Source organism: Pantoea sp. YR525 (genome assembly GCF_900116775.1).
Lineage (GTDB): Bacteria > Pseudomonadota > Gammaproteobacteria > Enterobacterales > Enterobacteriaceae > Pantoea > Pantoea symbiotica.
On record NZ_FPBU01000001.1, the window covers coordinates 380,160 to 396,576 of the forward strand.

At 52.3% G+C, this 16,417-nt stretch carries 16 protein-coding genes; 14 read left to right on the forward strand and 2 right to left on the reverse strand.

Annotated elements, in window-relative coordinates:
- Nucleotides 1-51 precede the first annotated feature (51 nt).
- Genes BM323_RS01725 through BM323_RS01735 form a run of 3 tightly spaced genes read left to right on the forward strand, consistent with a single transcriptional unit; the run spans nt 52 to nt 2,727 of the window.
- Complete coding sequence (locus tag BM323_RS01725; RefSeq protein WP_008108178.1) at nt 52-411, forward strand: GtrA family protein; 360 nt, start codon at nt 52-54, stop codon at nt 409-411.
- Nucleotides 408-1,322, forward strand: coding sequence for a glycosyltransferase family 2 protein (locus BM323_RS01730; protein WP_008108177.1), 915 nt, complete (start codon nt 408-410; stop codon nt 1,320-1,322). The genes BM323_RS01725 and BM323_RS01730 overlap by 4 nt, the downstream gene beginning before the upstream one ends.
- Nucleotides 1,315-2,727 carry a hypothetical protein gene (locus tag BM323_RS01735; protein WP_008108176.1) on the forward strand — a complete coding sequence of 471 codons (1,413 nt, stop codon included), beginning with the start codon at nt 1,315-1,317 and terminating at the stop codon, nt 2,725-2,727. The genes BM323_RS01730 and BM323_RS01735 overlap by 8 nt, the downstream gene beginning before the upstream one ends.
- A gap of 87 nt (nt 2,728-2,814) precedes the next feature.
- Here BM323_RS01735 and icd read toward each other — a convergent pair whose 3' ends face one another.
- Nucleotides 2,815-4,065, reverse strand: a complete 1,251-nt coding sequence (icd, locus tag BM323_RS01740) for an NADP-dependent isocitrate dehydrogenase (RefSeq protein ID WP_008108175.1) — start codon at nt 4,063-4,065, stop codon at nt 2,815-2,817.
- A 101-nt stretch (nt 4,066-4,166) separates the two neighbouring features.
- Here icd and rluE point away from each other — a divergent pair, with 101 nt between their 5' ends.
- The 8 genes from rluE to BM323_RS01780 all read left to right on the forward strand — a co-directional run bounded on the left by rluE (nt 4,167) and on the right by BM323_RS01780 (nt 12,082).
- Nucleotides 4,167-4,835, forward strand: a complete 669-nt coding sequence (rluE, locus tag BM323_RS01745) for a 23S rRNA pseudouridine(2457) synthase RluE (RefSeq protein ID WP_371515144.1) — start codon at nt 4,167-4,169, stop codon at nt 4,833-4,835.
- A 30-nt stretch (nt 4,836-4,865) separates the two neighbouring features.
- Complete coding sequence (locus BM323_RS01750) at nt 4,866-5,339, forward strand: NUDIX domain-containing protein (protein ID WP_008102999.1); 474 nt, start codon at nt 4,866-4,868, stop codon at nt 5,337-5,339.
- A gap of 42 nt (nt 5,340-5,381) precedes the next feature.
- Complete coding sequence (gene mnmA, locus BM323_RS01755) at nt 5,382-6,494, forward strand: tRNA 2-thiouridine(34) synthase MnmA (protein ID WP_008103001.1); 1,113 nt, start codon at nt 5,382-5,384, stop codon at nt 6,492-6,494.
- A gap of 36 nt (nt 6,495-6,530) precedes the next feature.
- Nucleotides 6,531-7,172 (forward strand): high frequency lysogenization protein HflD, encoded by a 642-nt coding sequence (hflD, locus tag BM323_RS01760; protein ID WP_008103003.1) that lies wholly within the window; start codon nt 6,531-6,533, stop codon nt 7,170-7,172.
- Between the two features lie 44 nt (nt 7,173-7,216).
- Nucleotides 7,217-8,587, forward strand: a complete 1,371-nt coding sequence (purB, locus tag BM323_RS01765) for an adenylosuccinate lyase (RefSeq protein ID WP_008103005.1) — start codon at nt 7,217-7,219, stop codon at nt 8,585-8,587.
- A gap of 183 nt (nt 8,588-8,770) precedes the next feature.
- On the forward strand, nt 8,771-9,439 hold the full coding sequence (gene phoP / locus BM323_RS01770) for a two-component system response regulator PhoP (protein ID WP_008103006.1): 669 nt from the start codon (nt 8,771-8,773) through the stop codon (nt 9,437-9,439).
- Nucleotides 9,440-9,442: 3 nt separating this feature from the next.
- Nucleotides 9,443-10,903, forward strand: a complete 1,461-nt coding sequence (gene phoQ, locus BM323_RS01775) for a two-component system sensor histidine kinase PhoQ (protein ID WP_008103008.1) — start codon at nt 9,443-9,445, stop codon at nt 10,901-10,903.
- A gap of 57 nt (nt 10,904-10,960) precedes the next feature.
- Nucleotides 10,961-12,082, forward strand: coding sequence for a ribosomal protein uL16 3-hydroxylase (locus tag BM323_RS01780; RefSeq protein WP_008103010.1), 1,122 nt, complete (start codon nt 10,961-10,963; stop codon nt 12,080-12,082).
- A 74-nt stretch (nt 12,083-12,156) separates the two neighbouring features.
- Here BM323_RS01780 and pepT read toward each other — a convergent pair whose 3' ends face one another.
- Entirely contained in the window at nt 12,157-13,383 is a 1,227-nt protein-coding gene (gene pepT / locus BM323_RS01785; RefSeq protein ID WP_008103012.1) for a peptidase T, read from the reverse strand.
- A 298-nt stretch (nt 13,384-13,681) separates the two neighbouring features.
- Between pepT and potA the strand changes: the two genes are divergently transcribed.
- From potA to potC, 3 genes are read left to right on the forward strand one after another with little or no spacing between them, the layout of a single operon-like run.
- Complete coding sequence (gene potA / locus BM323_RS01790) at nt 13,682-14,794, forward strand: spermidine/putrescine ABC transporter ATP-binding protein PotA (RefSeq protein ID WP_008103014.1); 1,113 nt, start codon at nt 13,682-13,684, stop codon at nt 14,792-14,794.
- A complete protein-coding gene (gene potB / locus BM323_RS01795) occupies nt 14,778-15,638 on the forward strand; it encodes a spermidine/putrescine ABC transporter permease PotB (RefSeq protein ID WP_008103017.1) in 861 nt (286 codons plus the stop codon). The genes potA and potB overlap by 17 nt, the downstream gene beginning before the upstream one ends.
- Nucleotides 15,635-16,408 carry a spermidine/putrescine ABC transporter permease PotC gene (gene potC, locus BM323_RS01800; protein WP_008103018.1) on the forward strand — a complete coding sequence of 258 codons (774 nt, stop codon included), beginning with the start codon at nt 15,635-15,637 and terminating at the stop codon, nt 16,406-16,408. The genes potB and potC overlap by 4 nt, the downstream gene beginning before the upstream one ends.
- The last annotated feature ends 9 nt before the right edge of the window (nt 16,409-16,417 follow it).

Genomic DNA, 16,417 nt, shown 5'->3' on the forward strand with positions numbered 1-16,417 from the left:
AATTCCCCACTATTTTTAAAATAATGATGTCCTCATGGCTAACATTTCACTATGTTGAAATTATTCTCACGGTTTTTATCAGTTGGCATCATTAACACCTTGATCCATTGGATGGTGTTTGCAGCCCTGTATTCTCTGAATACCCGCCAATGGCTGGCTAATCTGTTGGCTTTCATTGTCGCCGTAACATTTTCATTTTTTGCTAACGCACGCTGGACGTTTAAAGCCGAAGCGACAACTTTTCGCTATGTCATCTTTGTTGCTTTTATGGGCATGATGGCCGCAGGTATTGGCAGTTTCGCCGATCATACGCATATTAATCCGATTATTACGCTTATTTCATTTTCCATAATAAGTCTGATATTCGGCTTCATCTATTCAAACTTTATTGTTTTTAGGGTGAAAAAATGAAAATTTCTCTGGTGGTGCCTGTCTTCAACGAAGAGGATGCAATTCCGGTTTTTTACCGGACGGTTAAAGAAAAACTTTCTTCTTACAATCTTGAAATCATCTTTATTAATGATGGCAGTACTGATAGCACAGAGCAGATTGTTAAATCGATTCAGAATAATGACGAATCTGTATTAGTCATCAATTTTATTCGTAACTTTGGTAAAGAAGCCGCGCTGCTCGCTGGACTTGAACATTCTAGTGGTGATGCAGTCATTCCGGTTGATGTTGATCTTCAGGATCCCATTGAAGTCATTCCTTTGCTGATAAATAAATGGCAAGAAGGCTGGCCGATTGTATTGGCCAAGCGCAATGATAGGCGTAGCGATAGTCGTTTTAAGCGAAAAACTGCTGCATGGTTTTACAAGTTACACAATAAAATTAGCTCACCAAAATTAGAAGAAAATGTTGGCGACTTTCGTTTACTTTCTCGTGCAACTGTCGAAAACATTAAGCAATTGCAGGAACGCAATCTGTTTATGAAAGGTCTTCTGAGTTGGGTGGAAGGTGATTCTGCCATCGTTGAATATAGCCGCCCAGCGCGCATTGCCGGAGAGGCAAAATTTAATGGATGGCGACTTTGGAATCTGGCTCTTGAAGGGCTTACCAGCTTTTCAACATTTCCGCTCCGAGTGTGGACCTATATTGGTTTTTTTGTCGCGTTCTTGTCGTTCGTTTATGGCGCATGGATGATTATTGATAAAATAATATGGGGAAATCCTGTTGCCGGATATCCGTCACTACTGGTTTCAATACTCTTTTTAGGTGGCATTCAGTTGATAGGAATAGGTGTATTAGGTGAATATATTGGCAGGATCTATATTGAAACCAAACACAGACCTCGATATATAAAAAAGGAATCAAATGACTAATATAGTCTGCAATAACTTTAAAATTTATTTTTTATTAGCCGTGGCCTTGCTCGCCAGTTATAGCCCTGTTTTTCTCTCGAGCTATGCTTTTTCGGATGATTGGTACTATCTGTTCAGCTCTCAGACTGATCCAGCCAGCATTTTTAAATGGGATGTTCTTTCAGGAAGGCCGGCCTACGGCGGTTTGCGCTATTTACTCTCATTCTTTATATCCAGCGTGGACTCGTTAATACTGTTAAGACTGCTATCCGTTTCTTCTCTTATCATACTAAGCTGTTACTTTTACAAATTTATCTCTGATAGAAATATTCTCAAAAATACTCTGCAGAGAGTGATATTCTCATTAACGATCTGTTTGCTGCCCTCTTTCCAGGTATTCAACTCGTGGTCAGTATGTTTTCCTTTTGTCACCTCTATTATTCTTGCTGGATTGAGTTACTCAGCACTAACTACATTGCGCGGCATTTCAGGGATTATGTTATCAGCATTGCTGATCACGTTCTCCTTCGCTATTTATCAACCCACTGCAATGTGTTTCCTTTTTTTTGCATTTATGGACACTTGCCTGACCTCCCGCAAAATTGAAAAAAAGGAACTCATTCGTACTTTCGCAATGATTTTCTTTGGTATGCTGATGGCATTAGTATTAGCTAAAGCCATTCCGCTCCTGTTATTCGGCGAGACACTTTCAAGAAGTAACATCACCATTGATCTTATAGGAAAGATTAAATGGTTCTTTGTCGAACCATTAAAAAATGCCATCTGTAATTATGACACCGGCAGAAAAGCACTCTCGATCATCATATCGCTAGGTTTTATCTTAATCGGATTGAAAAACATTAGCGAGAATGGCAAAGAAAAAGTATTTTTATCTTTCCTCTTCTCTGTTGCAGCAGTGACACCAAATTTACTGGTGACAGAGAGTTGGGCGGCTTACCGTACTATCAGTGCGCTTTCGTTGATTACCACCTCTTGCTTTCTTATCGGGCTATTCTTTATTAACGATAAAATAAAATACTCACAATTCATTTATCTTTTGCTTCCTGTTGCTGCAGGATGGCTTGCAGCCAGCAATATTAAAGAGGGGTTTTCTTCGCCTCAGCAAAAAGAGTATGCACTTTTACAGGCCGAAATCACTAAAGTGGTGCCAAAAGATTTCGATGGCACTCTTTACTACCGATTAAATACTGAGAATTTGCCAAAAATTGCAAAATCATCGAAATATGATGAGTTTGGTTCTTTATCTTTAGGCATGCCGTGGACATTTGCTGGTATGGCATACACCGTAAAGAAAGAAGCAGGTATGAATTTCACTCTTCCGGAATCGCCAGTGATCACCGGAAACGACAACTGCCCAGGCAAGTGCATTATTATTGATGCTCAATCCGTACTGGCAATGAAATAAATTCTTAGCTGTAATAGTCGCTCATTTTAAAGCAAAAAAAAAACGGGAGCCATTGGCTCCCGTTATGCTTTCTGCCTGAGTGGCAAATTACATGTTGTTGATGATCGCGTCACCAAACTCTGAACATTTCAGCAGTTTAGCGCCGTCCATCAGACGTTCGAAATCGTAGGTCACGGTTTTGTTAGCGATAGCGCCTTCAACACCTTTAACGATCAGGTCAGCCGCTTCGAACCACTCCAGGTGACGCAGCATCATTTCTGCCGACAGAATAACTGAACCTGGGTTCACTTTATCCTGACCAGCATACTTAGGTGCTGTACCGTGCGTTGCTTCGAACAGAGCACATTCGTCCCCGATGTTTGCGCCTGGTGCGATACCGATACCGCCAACCTGTGCCGCCAGGGCATCAGAGATGTAGTCACCGTTCAGGTTCATACAGGCGATCACGTCGTATTCAGCTGGACGCAACAGGATCTGCTGCAGGAAGGCATCCGCGATCACGTCTTTAACGATGATCTCTTTACCGGTGTTCGGGTTCTTGAACTTCATCCACGGGCCGCCATCGATCAGCTCGCCGCCGAACTCTTCTTTCACTAACTGGTAGCCCCAGTCTTTGAAAGAACCTTCGGTGAACTTCATGATGTTGCCTTTGTGAACCAGGGTCAGAGAATCACGATCGTTGGTGATGGTGTATTCCACTGCTGCGCGCACCAGACGTTTGGTACCCTCTTCCGAGCATGGCTTAACGCCGATCCCGCACTGCTCAGGGAAGCGAATTTTCTTCACGCCCATCTCTTCGCGCAGGAACTTGATCACTTTATCCGCTTCTGGCGTGCCCGCTTTCCACTCGATACCGGCATAGATATCTTCTGAGTTTTCACGGAAGATCACCATGTCGGTCTCTTCAGGGCGTTTAACCGGGCTTGGCGTGCCTTTGTAGTAGCGAACCGGACGCAGACACACGTACAGATCCAGCTCCTGACGCAGCGCAACGTTCAGAGAACGAATACCGCCGCCAACTGGCGTAGTCAGTGGGCCTTTGATGGCAACGCGATATTCTTTGATTAAATCGAGGGTTTCCTGCGGCAGCCAGACGTCCTGGCCGTAAAGTTCTACTGATTTTTCACCAGTATAAATTTCCATCCAGGAAATTTTACGCTCGCCGTTGTAGGCTTTCTTCACAGCGGCATCAACCACTTTCAACATTACCGGGGAAACATCAACACCGATACCGTCACCTTCAATGTAAGGAATAATCGGGTTATTCGGAACTGTAAGTTTTCCCTGAGCCAGGGTGATTTTTTGACCTTCCGCCGGAACAACTACTTTGCTTTCCATCAACCTCTCCTTCGAGCGATTTTTTGTTAATGATTTGTAAGATGCGGGTCAATACTACTTGATTATTTCCGCTACGCCAATCACCGTAGTTTCGCGCTATAATGCGCCGAATGTTTCTGACTGCAAAGCCCATGCGAAAAACTTCTCAACGAATTCACCAGGATAAGCGTGCGAACGCCCCAGCACGTAAGCCCGTGCGTCGTGATACCCGTCCGAAAGGCCCAAGACGCGTCATACTCTTTAACAAACCCTTCGATGTTTTGCCGCAATTCAGTGATGAAGCCGGACGCCGCACGCTGAAAGATTTTGTGCCGGTAGGCGACGTTTATGCTGCGGGCCGCCTCGATCGCGACAGCGAAGGATTGATGATTTTGACCAACGATGGCGCGCTGCAAGCCGCGCTGACGCAGCCTGGCAAGCGCACCGGAAAGGTCTATTTTGTGCAGGTGGAAGGCGCACCGCAGGAATCAGATTTATCCCTGTTACGCAACGGCGTGACGCTCAACGATGGCCCAACGTTGCCGGCAGGCATTGAGTTGGTGGACGAGCCAGAGTGGCTGTGGCCGCGCCAGCCGCCAATTCGCGAGCGCAAAGCGATTCCCACCAGCTGGCTGAAAATCACCCTGTTTGAGGGCCGAAATCGCCAGGTACGCCGCATGACGGCCCATATCGGTTTTCCGACGTTACGTCTGATTCGCTTTTCGATAGGCGAACACCAGTTAGGCGATTTGCCGCCGGGTGAATGGCGCGATATCAGTGTAGCCATTTAATAACTTTTAGTTAACAATTTCGGAGGAAGGATGTTTAAACCTCATGTAACGGTCGCCTGCATTGTACAGGCGCAGGGACATTTGCTGGTAGTCGAAGAGCGTGTGCACGGTCGTATTACCTGGAATCAGCCCGCCGGGCATCTTGAGGCCAATGAAACCCTGCTCGAAGCCGCCCAGCGTGAACTGTTTGAAGAGACCGGCATCGATGCCCATCCCGAATATTTCCTTGGCGTACAGCAGTGGATTGCCCCGGACGATACACCTTTTGTGCGTTTCCTGTTTGGCCTCGATCTGACCGAAAAAGTCGAAACTTCACCGCACGATCGCGACATCGATTGCTGCTGGTGGCTGCCGCCAGAGCAGATTCTGACGGCTAATCGCCTGCGTTCGCCGCTAGTGGCAGAGAGCGTGCGGCTGTGGCAACAAGGGGAGCGTTATCCGCTGCATCTGGTTGCGCCGTTCCAGTGGCCGTTTCATGAGGGTGCGCGCCCCGCTTCTGCATGATAGAATGCGCCGCCTGTTTTTATCGTAATTTAAGAGTGCGTCATGTCTGACAACAGCCAGAAAAAAGTGATCGTCGGAATGTCCGGCGGCGTCGATTCTTCCGTTTCCGCCTGGTTACTGCAGCAGCAGGGCTACCAGGTTGAAGGCCTGTTCATGAAGAACTGGGAGGAAGACGATGGCGAGGAGTATTGCACCGCCGCCGATGATCTGGCTGACGCACAAGCCGTGTGTGACAAACTCGGCATCAAACTGCACAAAATCAACTTCGCCGCTGAGTACTGGGATAACGTGTTCGAGCACTTCCTGGAAGAGTACAAAGCGGGCCGCACGCCGAATCCCGACATCCTGTGCAACAAAGAGATCAAGTTCAAAGCCTTCCTTGAATTCGCGGCGGACGATCTCGGCGCAGATTTCATCGCCACCGGCCACTACGTGCGCCGTCAGGATGTTGACGGTCAAAGCCGCCTGCTGCGCGGCCTCGACGGCAACAAAGATCAGAGCTATTTCCTCTACACGCTCAGCCACCAGCAGATCGCGCAAAGCCTGTTCCCGGTTGGCGAACTGGATAAGCCGGAAGTACGCCGCATCGCTGAGCAGCTGGACCTGATCACCGCGAAGAAGAAAGATTCCACCGGCATCTGCTTTATCGGCGAGCGCAAGTTCCGTGACTTCCTTGGCCGCTATCTGCCTGCGCAGCCGGGCGAAATCGAAACCGTTGACGGCGAAATCGTCGGTGAACATCAGGGCTTGATGTACCACACGCTCGGCCAGCGTAAAGGCCTGGGCATTGGCGGTCGTAAAGAGAGCAACGACGATCCCTGGTATGTGGTCGACAAAGATGTGGCGCGCAATCGTCTAATCGTGGCGCAAGGCGGCGAGCATCCGCGCCTGATGTCTGTGGGGTTGATTGCCCAACAGCTGCATTGGGTCGATCGCCAGCCGATTACCGCCCCGCTGCGCTGCACGGTGAAAACCCGCTATCGCCAGACCGACATTCCGTGTGAAATCATTCCGCACGGCGACGACCGTATTGAAGTCCGTTTTGACGAGCCGGTTGCGGCCGTCACGCCAGGCCAATCTGCCGTGTTTTATCTCGGTGAAGTGTGCCTCGGCGGCGGCATTATCGAACAACGCCTGCCTCTGGCAGAAGCCTAAGGTCGGCGCTGCCCGACGCGATGACAGGAGTTAAGCGTGGCTAAGAACTATTATGAGATTACACTGGCGCTGGCGGGCGTATGTCAGGCCGCCCATGTGGTGCAACAGCTCGCGCAGCAGGGACATTGCAATACCGCGGCACTGAACGTGTCGCTGCGCAGCCTGATCGATCTCAATCCCGGTTCAACGCTGGCGGTGTTTGGCAACGACGAAGCCAATTTGAAGGTTGGATTAGAGACCTTAATGGCGGTGCTGAATAGCAGCAATCGTCAGGGCGCCAGCGCAGAGCTGACGCGCTACACCTTAAGCATGATGGTGCTGGAGCGTAAGCTGCACAGCAATAAAACCGCGATGAACACGCTGGCACAGCGCATCAGCCAGCTTGACCGTCAACTGGCGCATTACGAACTGGAATCGGACACCATCACCAGCGCGATGGCTGGCATTTATGTCGATGTGATTAGCCCACTGGGCCCACGCATTCAGGTAACCGGTTCGCCGCAGGTATTACAGAATTCACAAGTGCAGAGTAAAGTGCGCGCCGCCCTGCTGGCCGGCATTCGCTCTGCGGTGTTATGGCAGCAGGTTGGCGGTGGCCGACTGCAGCTGATGTTCTCGCGCCAGCGCTTGCTGAGCGAAGCCAAAACCATTTTATCCCGCCTGGGCCCGGCGTATTAAGCGCCGCCCCGGCATAATTGTTAAACGATTCAGGAGTTGCACTGATGGAATTATCCTCTCTGACCGCCGTTTCACCTGTCGATGGTCGTTACGGCGATAAAGTCAGCCCACTGCGCGCCATTTTCAGTGAGTTCGGTTTGCTGAAATTCCGCGTTGAGGTTGAGGTTCGCTGGTTACAAAAACTAGCTACGACTGTAGAGATCAAGGAAGTTCCTGCATTTGATGCCGACGCAAACGCTTTCCTTGATGCCATTGTCGCCAATTTCAGCGAAGAAGACGCGGCGCGTATCAAAACCATCGAGCGCACCACCAACCACGACGTTAAAGCCGTGGAATATTTCCTGAAAGAGAAAGTGGCCGATATCCCTGCGCTGCATGCGGTGTCTGAATTCATCCACTTCGCCTGCACCTCCGAAGATATCAATAACCTGTCGCACGCGCTGATGCTCGAAACCGCACGTCGTGATGTGATCGTGCCGTTCTGGAACAAACTGATCGATGCAGTTAAAGGTCTGGCGCACGAATACCGTGACATTCCGCTGCTGTCGCGCACCCACGGTCAGCCAGCAACGCCGTCAACTATGGGTAAAGAGATGGCGAACGTGGCGTATCGTCTGGAGCGCCAGTTGCGTCAGCTGAGCAAGATTGAAGTGCTGGGTAAAATCAACGGCGCGGTCGGCAACTATAACGCTCACATCTCGGCTTATCCGGAAGTGGACTGGCACCAGCTGAGCGAGCAATTTGTCACCTCGCTGGGCATCACCTGGAACCCGTACACCACGCAGATCGAACCGCACGATTACATCGCTGAACTGTTTGATTGCATCGCGCGTTTCAACACCATTCTGATCGACTTTGATCGTGATATCTGGGGCTACGTTGCGCTCAATCACTTCAAGCAGAAAACCATCGCCGGTGAAATCGGATCGTCCACCATGCCGCACAAAGTGAACCCGATTGACTTCGAAAACTCGGAAGGCAACCTCGGTCTGGCTAACGCGATGATGCAGCATCTGGCGAGCAAACTGCCGGTTTCACGCTGGCAGCGCGACCTGACCGACTCCACCGTGCTGCGTAACCTTGGCGTCGGTATCGGTTATGCGCTGATCGCCTATCAAGCTACGCTGAAAGGCATCTCTAAGCTGGAAGTGAACCGCGATCGTCTGCTGGACGAACTGGATCACAACTGGGAAGTGCTGGCTGAGCCGATCCAAACAGTGATGCGTCGTTACGGCATTGAAAAACCGTACGAGAAGCTGAAAGAGCTGACGCGCGGTAAACGCGTTGATGCCGCCGGCATGCAGACCTTTATCGATAGCCTCGAGCTGCCGGAAGAGGAGAAAGTGCGTCTGAAGCAGATGACGCCAGCCAACTACCTCGGCCGTGCGATTCAGATGGTTGATGATTTAAAATAGTCGTCAGCAACAGGTGTGTTTTATTTGGGTGCGCATTAATGCGCACCCTACGACATCCGCGCTGTAGGGTCGCCATTTATGGCGACCTGATGTCTTCCAACATTGCCCGGTGTTAATCTGCGGTTTAGCTCTTCTCGCATATACTCATTCCATCATCACTACGTTCGAAGCTAAGGAAATACTATGCGTGTACTGGTTGTGGAAGATAATGCGCTGCTGCGCCATCACCTCGCCGTGCAGCTGCGTGACATGGGCCATCAGGTCGATGCTGCAGAAGATGCCAAAGAAGCGGATTATTTCCTGCAAGAACATATCCCCGACATCGCGCTGGTCGATCTCGGTTTGCCGGACGAAGATGGCATGTCGCTGATTCGCCGCTGGCGCACCGATGCCGTTCGCCAACCGATTCTGGTATTAACCGCTCGCGAAGGCTGGCAGGCCAAAGTGGAAGCGCTGGAAGCCGGTGCCGACGACTACGTGACCAAGCCGTTCCACATTGAAGAAGTGGCTGCACGCTTGCAGGCGCTGATGCGTCGCAACAGCGGGCATGCATCGCAAATTATCTCTATGCCGCCGTTCCAGGTCGATCTCTCTCGCCGTGAACTGACGGTGCAAGACGAACCGGTAAAACTTACCGCCTTCGAGTACACCATCGTCGAAACCCTGATTCGCAACGCCGGTAAAGTGGTAAGCAAAGATTCACTGATGCTGCAGCTCTATCCCGACGCCGAACTGCGCGAAAGCCACACCATTGACGTGCTGATGGGTCGTCTGCGCAAAAAAATTCTGTCACTCTATCCGACCGAAGTGATCAACACCGTGCGCGGCCAGGGATATCGCTTTGATCTCTGATTTATGACGTGGTTACAACGCTTACGCCCCTTCTCACTTCGCGCCCGTTTCCTGTTGGCGACGGCCGCGATCGTACTGTTTTTGTCGCTCTCCTACGGCATGGTCGCCGTGGTCGGCTACGTTGTCAGCTTCGATAAAAATACCTATCGCGTTATGCGCGGCGAGAGCAATCTGTTCTTCACGCTGGCGCAATGGCACGACAATCAGCTCACCATTGGTCAGCCCGAGCGCATGACGCTCAATTTCCCCACGCTGGTCTTTATCTACGATGAACACGGCAAACTGCTGTGGCAGCAGCGCGATGTGCCAGACATTCGTAAAAAGATTCGTCGTGAATGGCTGCTCAAGCCCGACTTCTACGAAATCGACACCAGCAATCGCACCAGCATGGCGGCGATGGGCAATAACCCGCAGGCGAAAGAGCGACTGCACGCGCTGGATAGCGACAGCAATGACACCTTTACCCACTCGGTCGCCGTCAATCGCTACGATGCCACCACCAACTTACCGGCGTTAACCATTGTGGTGGTCGATTCGATTCCGCAAGAGCTGCAGCATTCCGATGTGGTGTGGTCGTGGTTTAGCTATGTGCTGGCGGCGAATCTATTACTGGTGATTCCGCTGCTGTGGCTGGCGGCACACTGGAGTTTGCGGCCGATTGGCGATCTCACTTCGCAAGTGCGCGAGCTGGAAACAGGCCAGCGCGAGAATCTCGATGACAATCCGCCGCAGGAGCTACGCAGCCTGGTGCGCAATCTTAACCTGCTGCTGACCAATGAACGCCAGCGCTACACGCGCTATCGCACCACACTTTCGGATGTCACCCACAGTTTGAAAACTCCGCTGGCGGTGCTGCAAAGTACGCTGCGATCGTTACGCAATGGTAAAGAGTTAACCATTGAGCAGGCCGAACCGGTGATGCTGGAGCAGATTAGCCGCATCTCACAGCAGATTGGTTATTACCTCCATCGCGCGAGTATGCAGGCCGATCACAATCCTCTGCAGCGCGATTTGCATTCGGTGTCGGCGCTGCTCGACAGCCTGTGTTCGGCATTAAATAAGGTCTATCAACGTAAAGGCGTGGCGATCACGCTAGATATTTCGCCGGAACTGACCTTTATCGGCGATAAAAATGACTTTATGGAAGTGCTGGGCAACGTGCTGGATAACGCCTGCAAATATTGCCTCGAATTTATTGAAGTTACCGCGCGCCAAACCGACAACACCTTGCATCTGTTTATTGATGATGACGGCCCCGGCATCCCGGAAAGCAAACGCGATTTGATCTTCGTGCGCGGTCAACGCGCCGACACCTTGCGTCCCGGCCAGGGATTAGGCTTAGCCGTGGTGCGCGACATCCTCGAACAGTACGCCGGTCAGGTGATTGCGACCACCAGCCCGCTCGGTGGCGCGCGCATGGAAGTGATTTTCCAGCGCCAGGAAGTCGAGCATCACCGCGAGTAGAAAGGGACGCGGGCTGTTATACTTGCCATCATTCTTTGCAGCAAACGGACTCCTCATATGGACTATCAGCTCGATATCAACTGGCCTGACTTTATTCAGCGCTACTGGCAGAAACGCCCGGTGGTGCTTAAACGTGGATTTAAAAACTTCGTCGATCCTATTTCTCCTGACGAGCTGGCTGGTCTGGCAATGGAAAATGAGGTGGATAGCCGCCTTGTCAGCCATAACGAAGGCAAATGGCAAGTCAGTCACGGCCCGTTTGAAAGCTACGATCATCTCGGTGAGAGCAACTGGTCGCTGCTGGTGCAGGCGGTCAACCATTGGCATGAACCTTCTGCCGCGCTGATGCGCCCATTCCGTTTCCTGCCCGACTGGCGCGTTGACGATCTGATGATCTCTTTTGCCGTGCCAGGCGGCGGCGTGGGCCCGCATTTCGATCAGTACGATGTGTTTATCATTCAGGGCACTGGCCGTCGTCGCTGGCGCGTGGGTGAAAAAGTGCCGTTGAAACAGCACTGCCCGCATCCGGATCTGCTGCAGGTTGAGCCGTTCGACGCCATCATCGATGAAGAGATGGAGCCCGGCGATATTCTCTATATTCCGCCTGGATTCCCGCATGAAGGCTATTCGCTGGAAAACGCCATCAACTATTCGGTCGGCTTCCGCGCACCGAACGGTCGCGAGCTGATCAGCGGTTTTGCCGATCACATGCTGGCCAACGAATTGGGCAGCTATCGCTACAGCGATCCCGATGTGCCATCGCGTGAATGCCCATCGCAGATCCTGCCGTCTGAACTGGAAGGCATCCGCAAAGTGATGATGGATGTAATTAACCAGCCAGAGCAGTTTAATCAGTGGTTTGGCGAGTTTATTTCTCAGTCGCGTCATGAGCTGGACGTTGCGCCGCCGGAGCCGCCGTATCAACCGGATGAGATTTACGATGCATTGCAGCAAGGCGATGCGCTGACCCGTCTCGGCGGCCTGCGCGTATTGACCATCGGCGATGTGGTGTTCGTGAACGGGGAATCGATCACCAGCAGCCATCCGCATGTGCTGGCGGCATTGGCACACAATCATGTGCTGACGCTGGAAGATTTCGGCGATGCGCTGGATGATCCTTCACTGCTGGCGCAGCTGGCGGCGTTGGTGAATAGCGGATATTGGTTTTTCGGCGAGTAAGCTGGCGTTACGGTCGCCATGAATGGCGACCGTACGACGTTGTAGGGTGCGCATTTTTGCGCACCTGGATACTGTTACTTTTTCTGTCCCGCCAGCTCAGCCAAACGCACAATCACATCCACTGACTGCGCCATCACATTAAGTGAGGCGAACTCGTGCTTGCCGTGATAGTTGTAGCCGCCGGTAAACAGGTTCGGGCACGGCAATCCTTTCCACGACAACGCTGAGCCGTCGGTGCCGCCGCGAATTGGTTTGACGTTCGGTTCAATGCCACAATCGCGCATCGCCTGCAGCGCTAACTCAATAATGTGCGGATGCGGTTCAACCTTCTCGCGCATGTTGCGATAGCTATCGCTGATTTCAACTTTCACCGAACACTCGCTTTGCAGCCCTTTGCTGACGCGCTGGCCAATCTCTTCCAGCAGCTGTTTACGCTGTTCATAGCTGTCAGCATCAAAATCACGGATCAAATACATCAGCTCGGCATGCTCAACCGTGCCTTTGATGGTGTGCAGATGGAAGAAGCCTTCGTAACCGTCGGTGAACTGCGGCTTCTCTTTGGCAGGCAATTCCGCGTGGAAGCGCATCGCCAGATCCAGCGCATTGACCATCACATTTTTGGCGCTGCCCGGATGCACGTTGTTGCCGGTGATTTTGACCATTGCGGTGGCGGCGTTGAAGTTCTCGAACTCAAACTCGCCGAGATCGCTGCCATCAACGGTATACGCCCAATCGGCGGCAAAGCCTTCGACGTCGAAGTGCGATGCGCCACGACCAATCTCTTCATCCGGCGTGAAGGCCACGCGAATCGCGCCGTGTGGCGTATCACTTTTTGCCAGACGCGCCATCGCGGTCATGATCTCGGCGATACCGGCTTTGTCATCTGCGCCGAGCAGGGTTTTACCATCGGTGGTGATCAGCGTATGGCCGATCAGCTTATGCAGGATCGGGAACATCACCGGCGACAAGATTTCATCGCCGTTGCCGAGCGCGATATCGCCACCACGATAATTTTCAATAATCTGCGGATTGACGTTTTTAGCGGTGAAATCCGGTGAGGTATCCATATGCGAAATAAAGCCGATCACCGGCGTGGCCCAATCGACGTTAGCCGGCAAGGTGCCCATCACACAGCAATGATCGCTCAGAGAGACATCAACAAAGCCCAGCGCGATGAGTTCTTCCTGTAATTGGCGCGCCAGCGTCCACTGCCCTTCGCTGCTTGGCACCTGTCGTGCCTGAGGTTTTGACTGAGTTTCTACTGCGACATAACTGAGAAAACGCTCAAGTAATTGATCCATCTGTCATCCCTCTAAAGAACCTGCGTCATTATCATGGTGGCCTGATGGCACCATGTTGCGTCAAATCATTATCCTTCAGGTTAGCTCTCTCAACGTGAATTGCGCTGAAATTCGCTCACTATCGCCTGTCCGACTTATCCGTAACGCATACTCCGGCATTTTTCAGAGTTTTCAAGGTAAATCCGTGGCAAAACATGGCATTGACACATTTTTGCGGTATCATCGCGCCCTTCATCACAGCAAGCGGCCACCAGCGGCTATGCTGTAACCTGATTCACCATCAGACTGAGTGACTAAAATGACGCAAACACGCGCGCCTGCGCTGGTTACGCTTTCTGGCATCAGTAAAGCTTTCGATGGCAAAAGCATCATCTCTGACTTCGACCTGACCATCCGTCACGGCGAGTTCATCACGCTGCTTGGCCCTTCCGGCTGCGGAAAAACCACCATATTGCGGCTGATTGCCGGGCTGGAAGATGCCGATCGCGGTCACATCATTCTTGATGATAATGACATCACCGATCTGCCCGCCGAGCATCGCCACATCAACACCGTGTTTCAGAGCTACGCGCTGTTTCCGCACATGTCAGTGTTTGAGAACGTCGCCTTTGGTCTGCGTATGCAGAAAACCCCAGCGGCCGAGATCACCACGCGCGTTAACGATGCGCTGGCAATGGTGCAGCTGGAGAGTTTTGCCGATCGCCGTCCGCATCAGCTTTCTGGCGGTCAGCAGCAGCGCGTGGCGATTGCGCGCGCGGTGGTCAATCGCCCGAAAGTGCTGCTGCTGGATGAGTCGCTGTCGGCGCTGGATTATAAGCTGCGTCGCCAGATGCAAAACGAGCTCAAAGCGCTGCAGCGTAAGCTCGGCATCACCTTTGTCTTCGTCACCCACGATCAGGAAGAAGCGCTGACTATGTCCGATCGTATCGTGGTGATGCGCGATGGCCGCATCGAACAGGACGGCACGCCGCGCGAGATTTACGAAGAGCCCGCCAACCTGTTTGTGGCGCGCTTCATCGGCGAGATAAATGTGTTCGATGCCGAGGTGTTGAACAGCGACCATGCGCCCACTATCCGCGCGCGCGTGGAAGGCCGTGAATGTGAGCTGCAATGTGATTTCCCGGTCAGCGCGGGCGATAAGCTACTTGTGCTGCTGCGCCCGGAAGATCTGCGCGTCGAAGAGATTGATCACGACAGCCGTAGCGACAACCTGATCGGCTACGTGCGCGAGCGCAACTATAAAGGCATGACGCTGGAATCCACCGTTGAGCTGGAGAACGGCAAGCTGCTGACGGTGAGCGAGTTCTTCAACGAAGACGATCCCGATTTTGATCACTCGCTGAACCAGAAAATGGCGGTCAGCTGGGTGCCAAACTGGGAGGTGGTGCTGCCGTATGAAGTTGATGCGTAACCGTCTGCAGAAAGTGATTGTCGCGCTGATCGTCAGCTGGCTGGCGCTGTTTGTGCTGCTGCCCAACCTGATGATCTTCGCCACCAGCTTCCTGACGCGCGACGATGCGCATTTTGTCAGTATGGCCTTCACCCTCAATAACTACACGCGACTGCTCGATCCACTTTACGCCGACGTGCTGCTGCACTCGCTGAATATGGCGTTTATCGCCACGCTGTGCTGCCTGCTGCTGGGTTATCCGTTTGCCTGGTGTCTGACGAAACTGCCGGCGCGCCTGCGTCCGCTGATGCTGTTCCTGCTGATTGTGCCGTTCTGGACCAACTCGCTGATCCGCATCTATGGCCTGAAAATCTTCCTCAGCACACGCGGTTGGCTGAATGAATTTTTGCTGTGGCTTGGGGTGATCGATAAACCGTTTCGCATCATGTACACCTCGGAAGCGGTGATTCTGGGACTGATCTACATTCTGCTGCCGTTTATGGTGCTGCCGCTCTACTCCAGCCTGGAAAAACTGGATAAGTCCTGCCTCGAAGCGGCGCGCGATCTCGGCGCCAATAAAGTGAAAACCTTCTTACGCATCATTCTGCCGCTGACCATGCCGGGCATTGTCGCCGGTTGCCTGCTGGTGTTTATCCCGGCGATGGGCCTGTTCTTTGTGGCGGATTTGCTGGGCGGCGCGAAAAACCTGTTAATTGGCAACGTAATCAAGAGCCAGTTCCTGAATATCCGCGACTGGCCATTCGGTGCCGCCACCAGCATTGTGATGACGCTGCTGATGGGATTGATGCTGCTGGCTTACTGGCGCGCAGCGCGTACGCTGAACAGCAAGGTGGAACTGCAATGATGGCGCGCTGGTTACGTGGCGGCTTCATGGCCGTGATTTACGCCTGGTTTTATATCCCGATCATCATTCTGATCGTCAACTCCTTCAACAGTTCGCGTTTCGGCATTAACTGGCAGGGCTTCAGCACGCAGTGGTATCGCCTGCTGATGAACAACGACAGCCTGATTCAGGCGGCACAGCATTCATTGTTGATGGGCGTGCTCTCCGCCAGCTGCGCCACGATTATCGGCTCGCTGACCGCCGTCGCGCTCTATCGCTATCACTTCCGTGGTAAACCGTTCGTCAGCGGCATGCTGTTTGTGGTGATGATGTCGCCGGATATTGTGATGGCAATTTCGCTGCTGGTGCTGTTTATGCTGCTGGGCATTTCGCTTGGCTTCTGGTCGCTGCTGTTCTCGCACATCACCTTCTGCCTGCCGTTTGTGGTGATCACCGTCTATTCGCGCCTGAAAGGGTTTGATGTGCGCATGCTGGAAGCCGCCAAAGATCTCGGTGCCAGCGAAGTCACCATTTTGCGCAAAATTCTGCTGCCGCTGGCGCTACCGGCGGTCGCAGCGGGTTGGCTGCTCAGCTTTACGCTGTCGATGGACGATGTCGTGGTATCGTCGTTCGTCACCGGCCCGAGCTTCGAAATTTTGCCGTTAAAAATCTACTCGATGGTTAAAGTTGGCGTGTCACCGGAAGTGAACGCGCTGGCGACAATTTTGCTGCTGCTGTCGCTGCTGTTGGTGGCGCTCAGTCAGCTGTTGCTCCGTGATAAAACCAAATAGAGGATAATC

Bases quoted from the DNA above. Each gene is read 5' to 3' on its own strand.
- BM323_RS01725 (WP_008108178.1), top strand. From the start codon at position 52: ATGTTGAAATTATTCTCACGGTTTTTATCAGTTGGCATCATTAACACC.
- BM323_RS01730 (WP_008108177.1), top strand. From the start codon at position 408: ATGAAAATTTCTCTGGTGGTGCCTGTCTTCAACGAAGAGGATGCAATT.
- BM323_RS01735 (WP_008108176.1), top strand. From the start codon at position 1,315: ATGACTAATATAGTCTGCAATAACTTTAAAATTTATTTTTTATTAGCC.
- icd (WP_008108175.1), bottom strand. From the start codon at position 4,065: ATGGAAAGCAAAGTAGTTGTTCCGGCGGAAGGTCAAAAAATCACCCTG.
- rluE (WP_371515144.1), top strand. From the start codon at position 4,167: ATGCGCCGAATGTTTCTGACTGCAAAGCCCATGCGAAAAACTTCTCAA.
- BM323_RS01750 (WP_008102999.1), top strand. From the start codon at position 4,866: ATGTTTAAACCTCATGTAACGGTCGCCTGCATTGTACAGGCGCAGGGA.
- mnmA (WP_008103001.1), top strand. From the start codon at position 5,382: ATGTCTGACAACAGCCAGAAAAAAGTGATCGTCGGAATGTCCGGCGGC.
- purB (WP_008103005.1), top strand. From the start codon at position 7,217: ATGGAATTATCCTCTCTGACCGCCGTTTCACCTGTCGATGGTCGTTAC.
- phoP (WP_008103006.1), top strand. From the start codon at position 8,771: ATGCGTGTACTGGTTGTGGAAGATAATGCGCTGCTGCGCCATCACCTC.
- phoQ (WP_008103008.1), top strand. From the start codon at position 9,443: ATGACGTGGTTACAACGCTTACGCCCCTTCTCACTTCGCGCCCGTTTC.
- BM323_RS01780 (WP_008103010.1), top strand. From the start codon at position 10,961: ATGGACTATCAGCTCGATATCAACTGGCCTGACTTTATTCAGCGCTAC.
- pepT (WP_008103012.1), bottom strand. From the start codon at position 13,383: ATGGATCAATTACTTGAGCGTTTTCTCAGTTATGTCGCAGTAGAAACT.
- potA (WP_008103014.1), top strand. From the start codon at position 13,682: ATGACGCAAACACGCGCGCCTGCGCTGGTTACGCTTTCTGGCATCAGT.
- potB (WP_008103017.1), top strand. From the start codon at position 14,778: ATGAAGTTGATGCGTAACCGTCTGCAGAAAGTGATTGTCGCGCTGATC.
- potC (WP_008103018.1), top strand. From the start codon at position 15,635: ATGATGGCGCGCTGGTTACGTGGCGGCTTCATGGCCGTGATTTACGCC.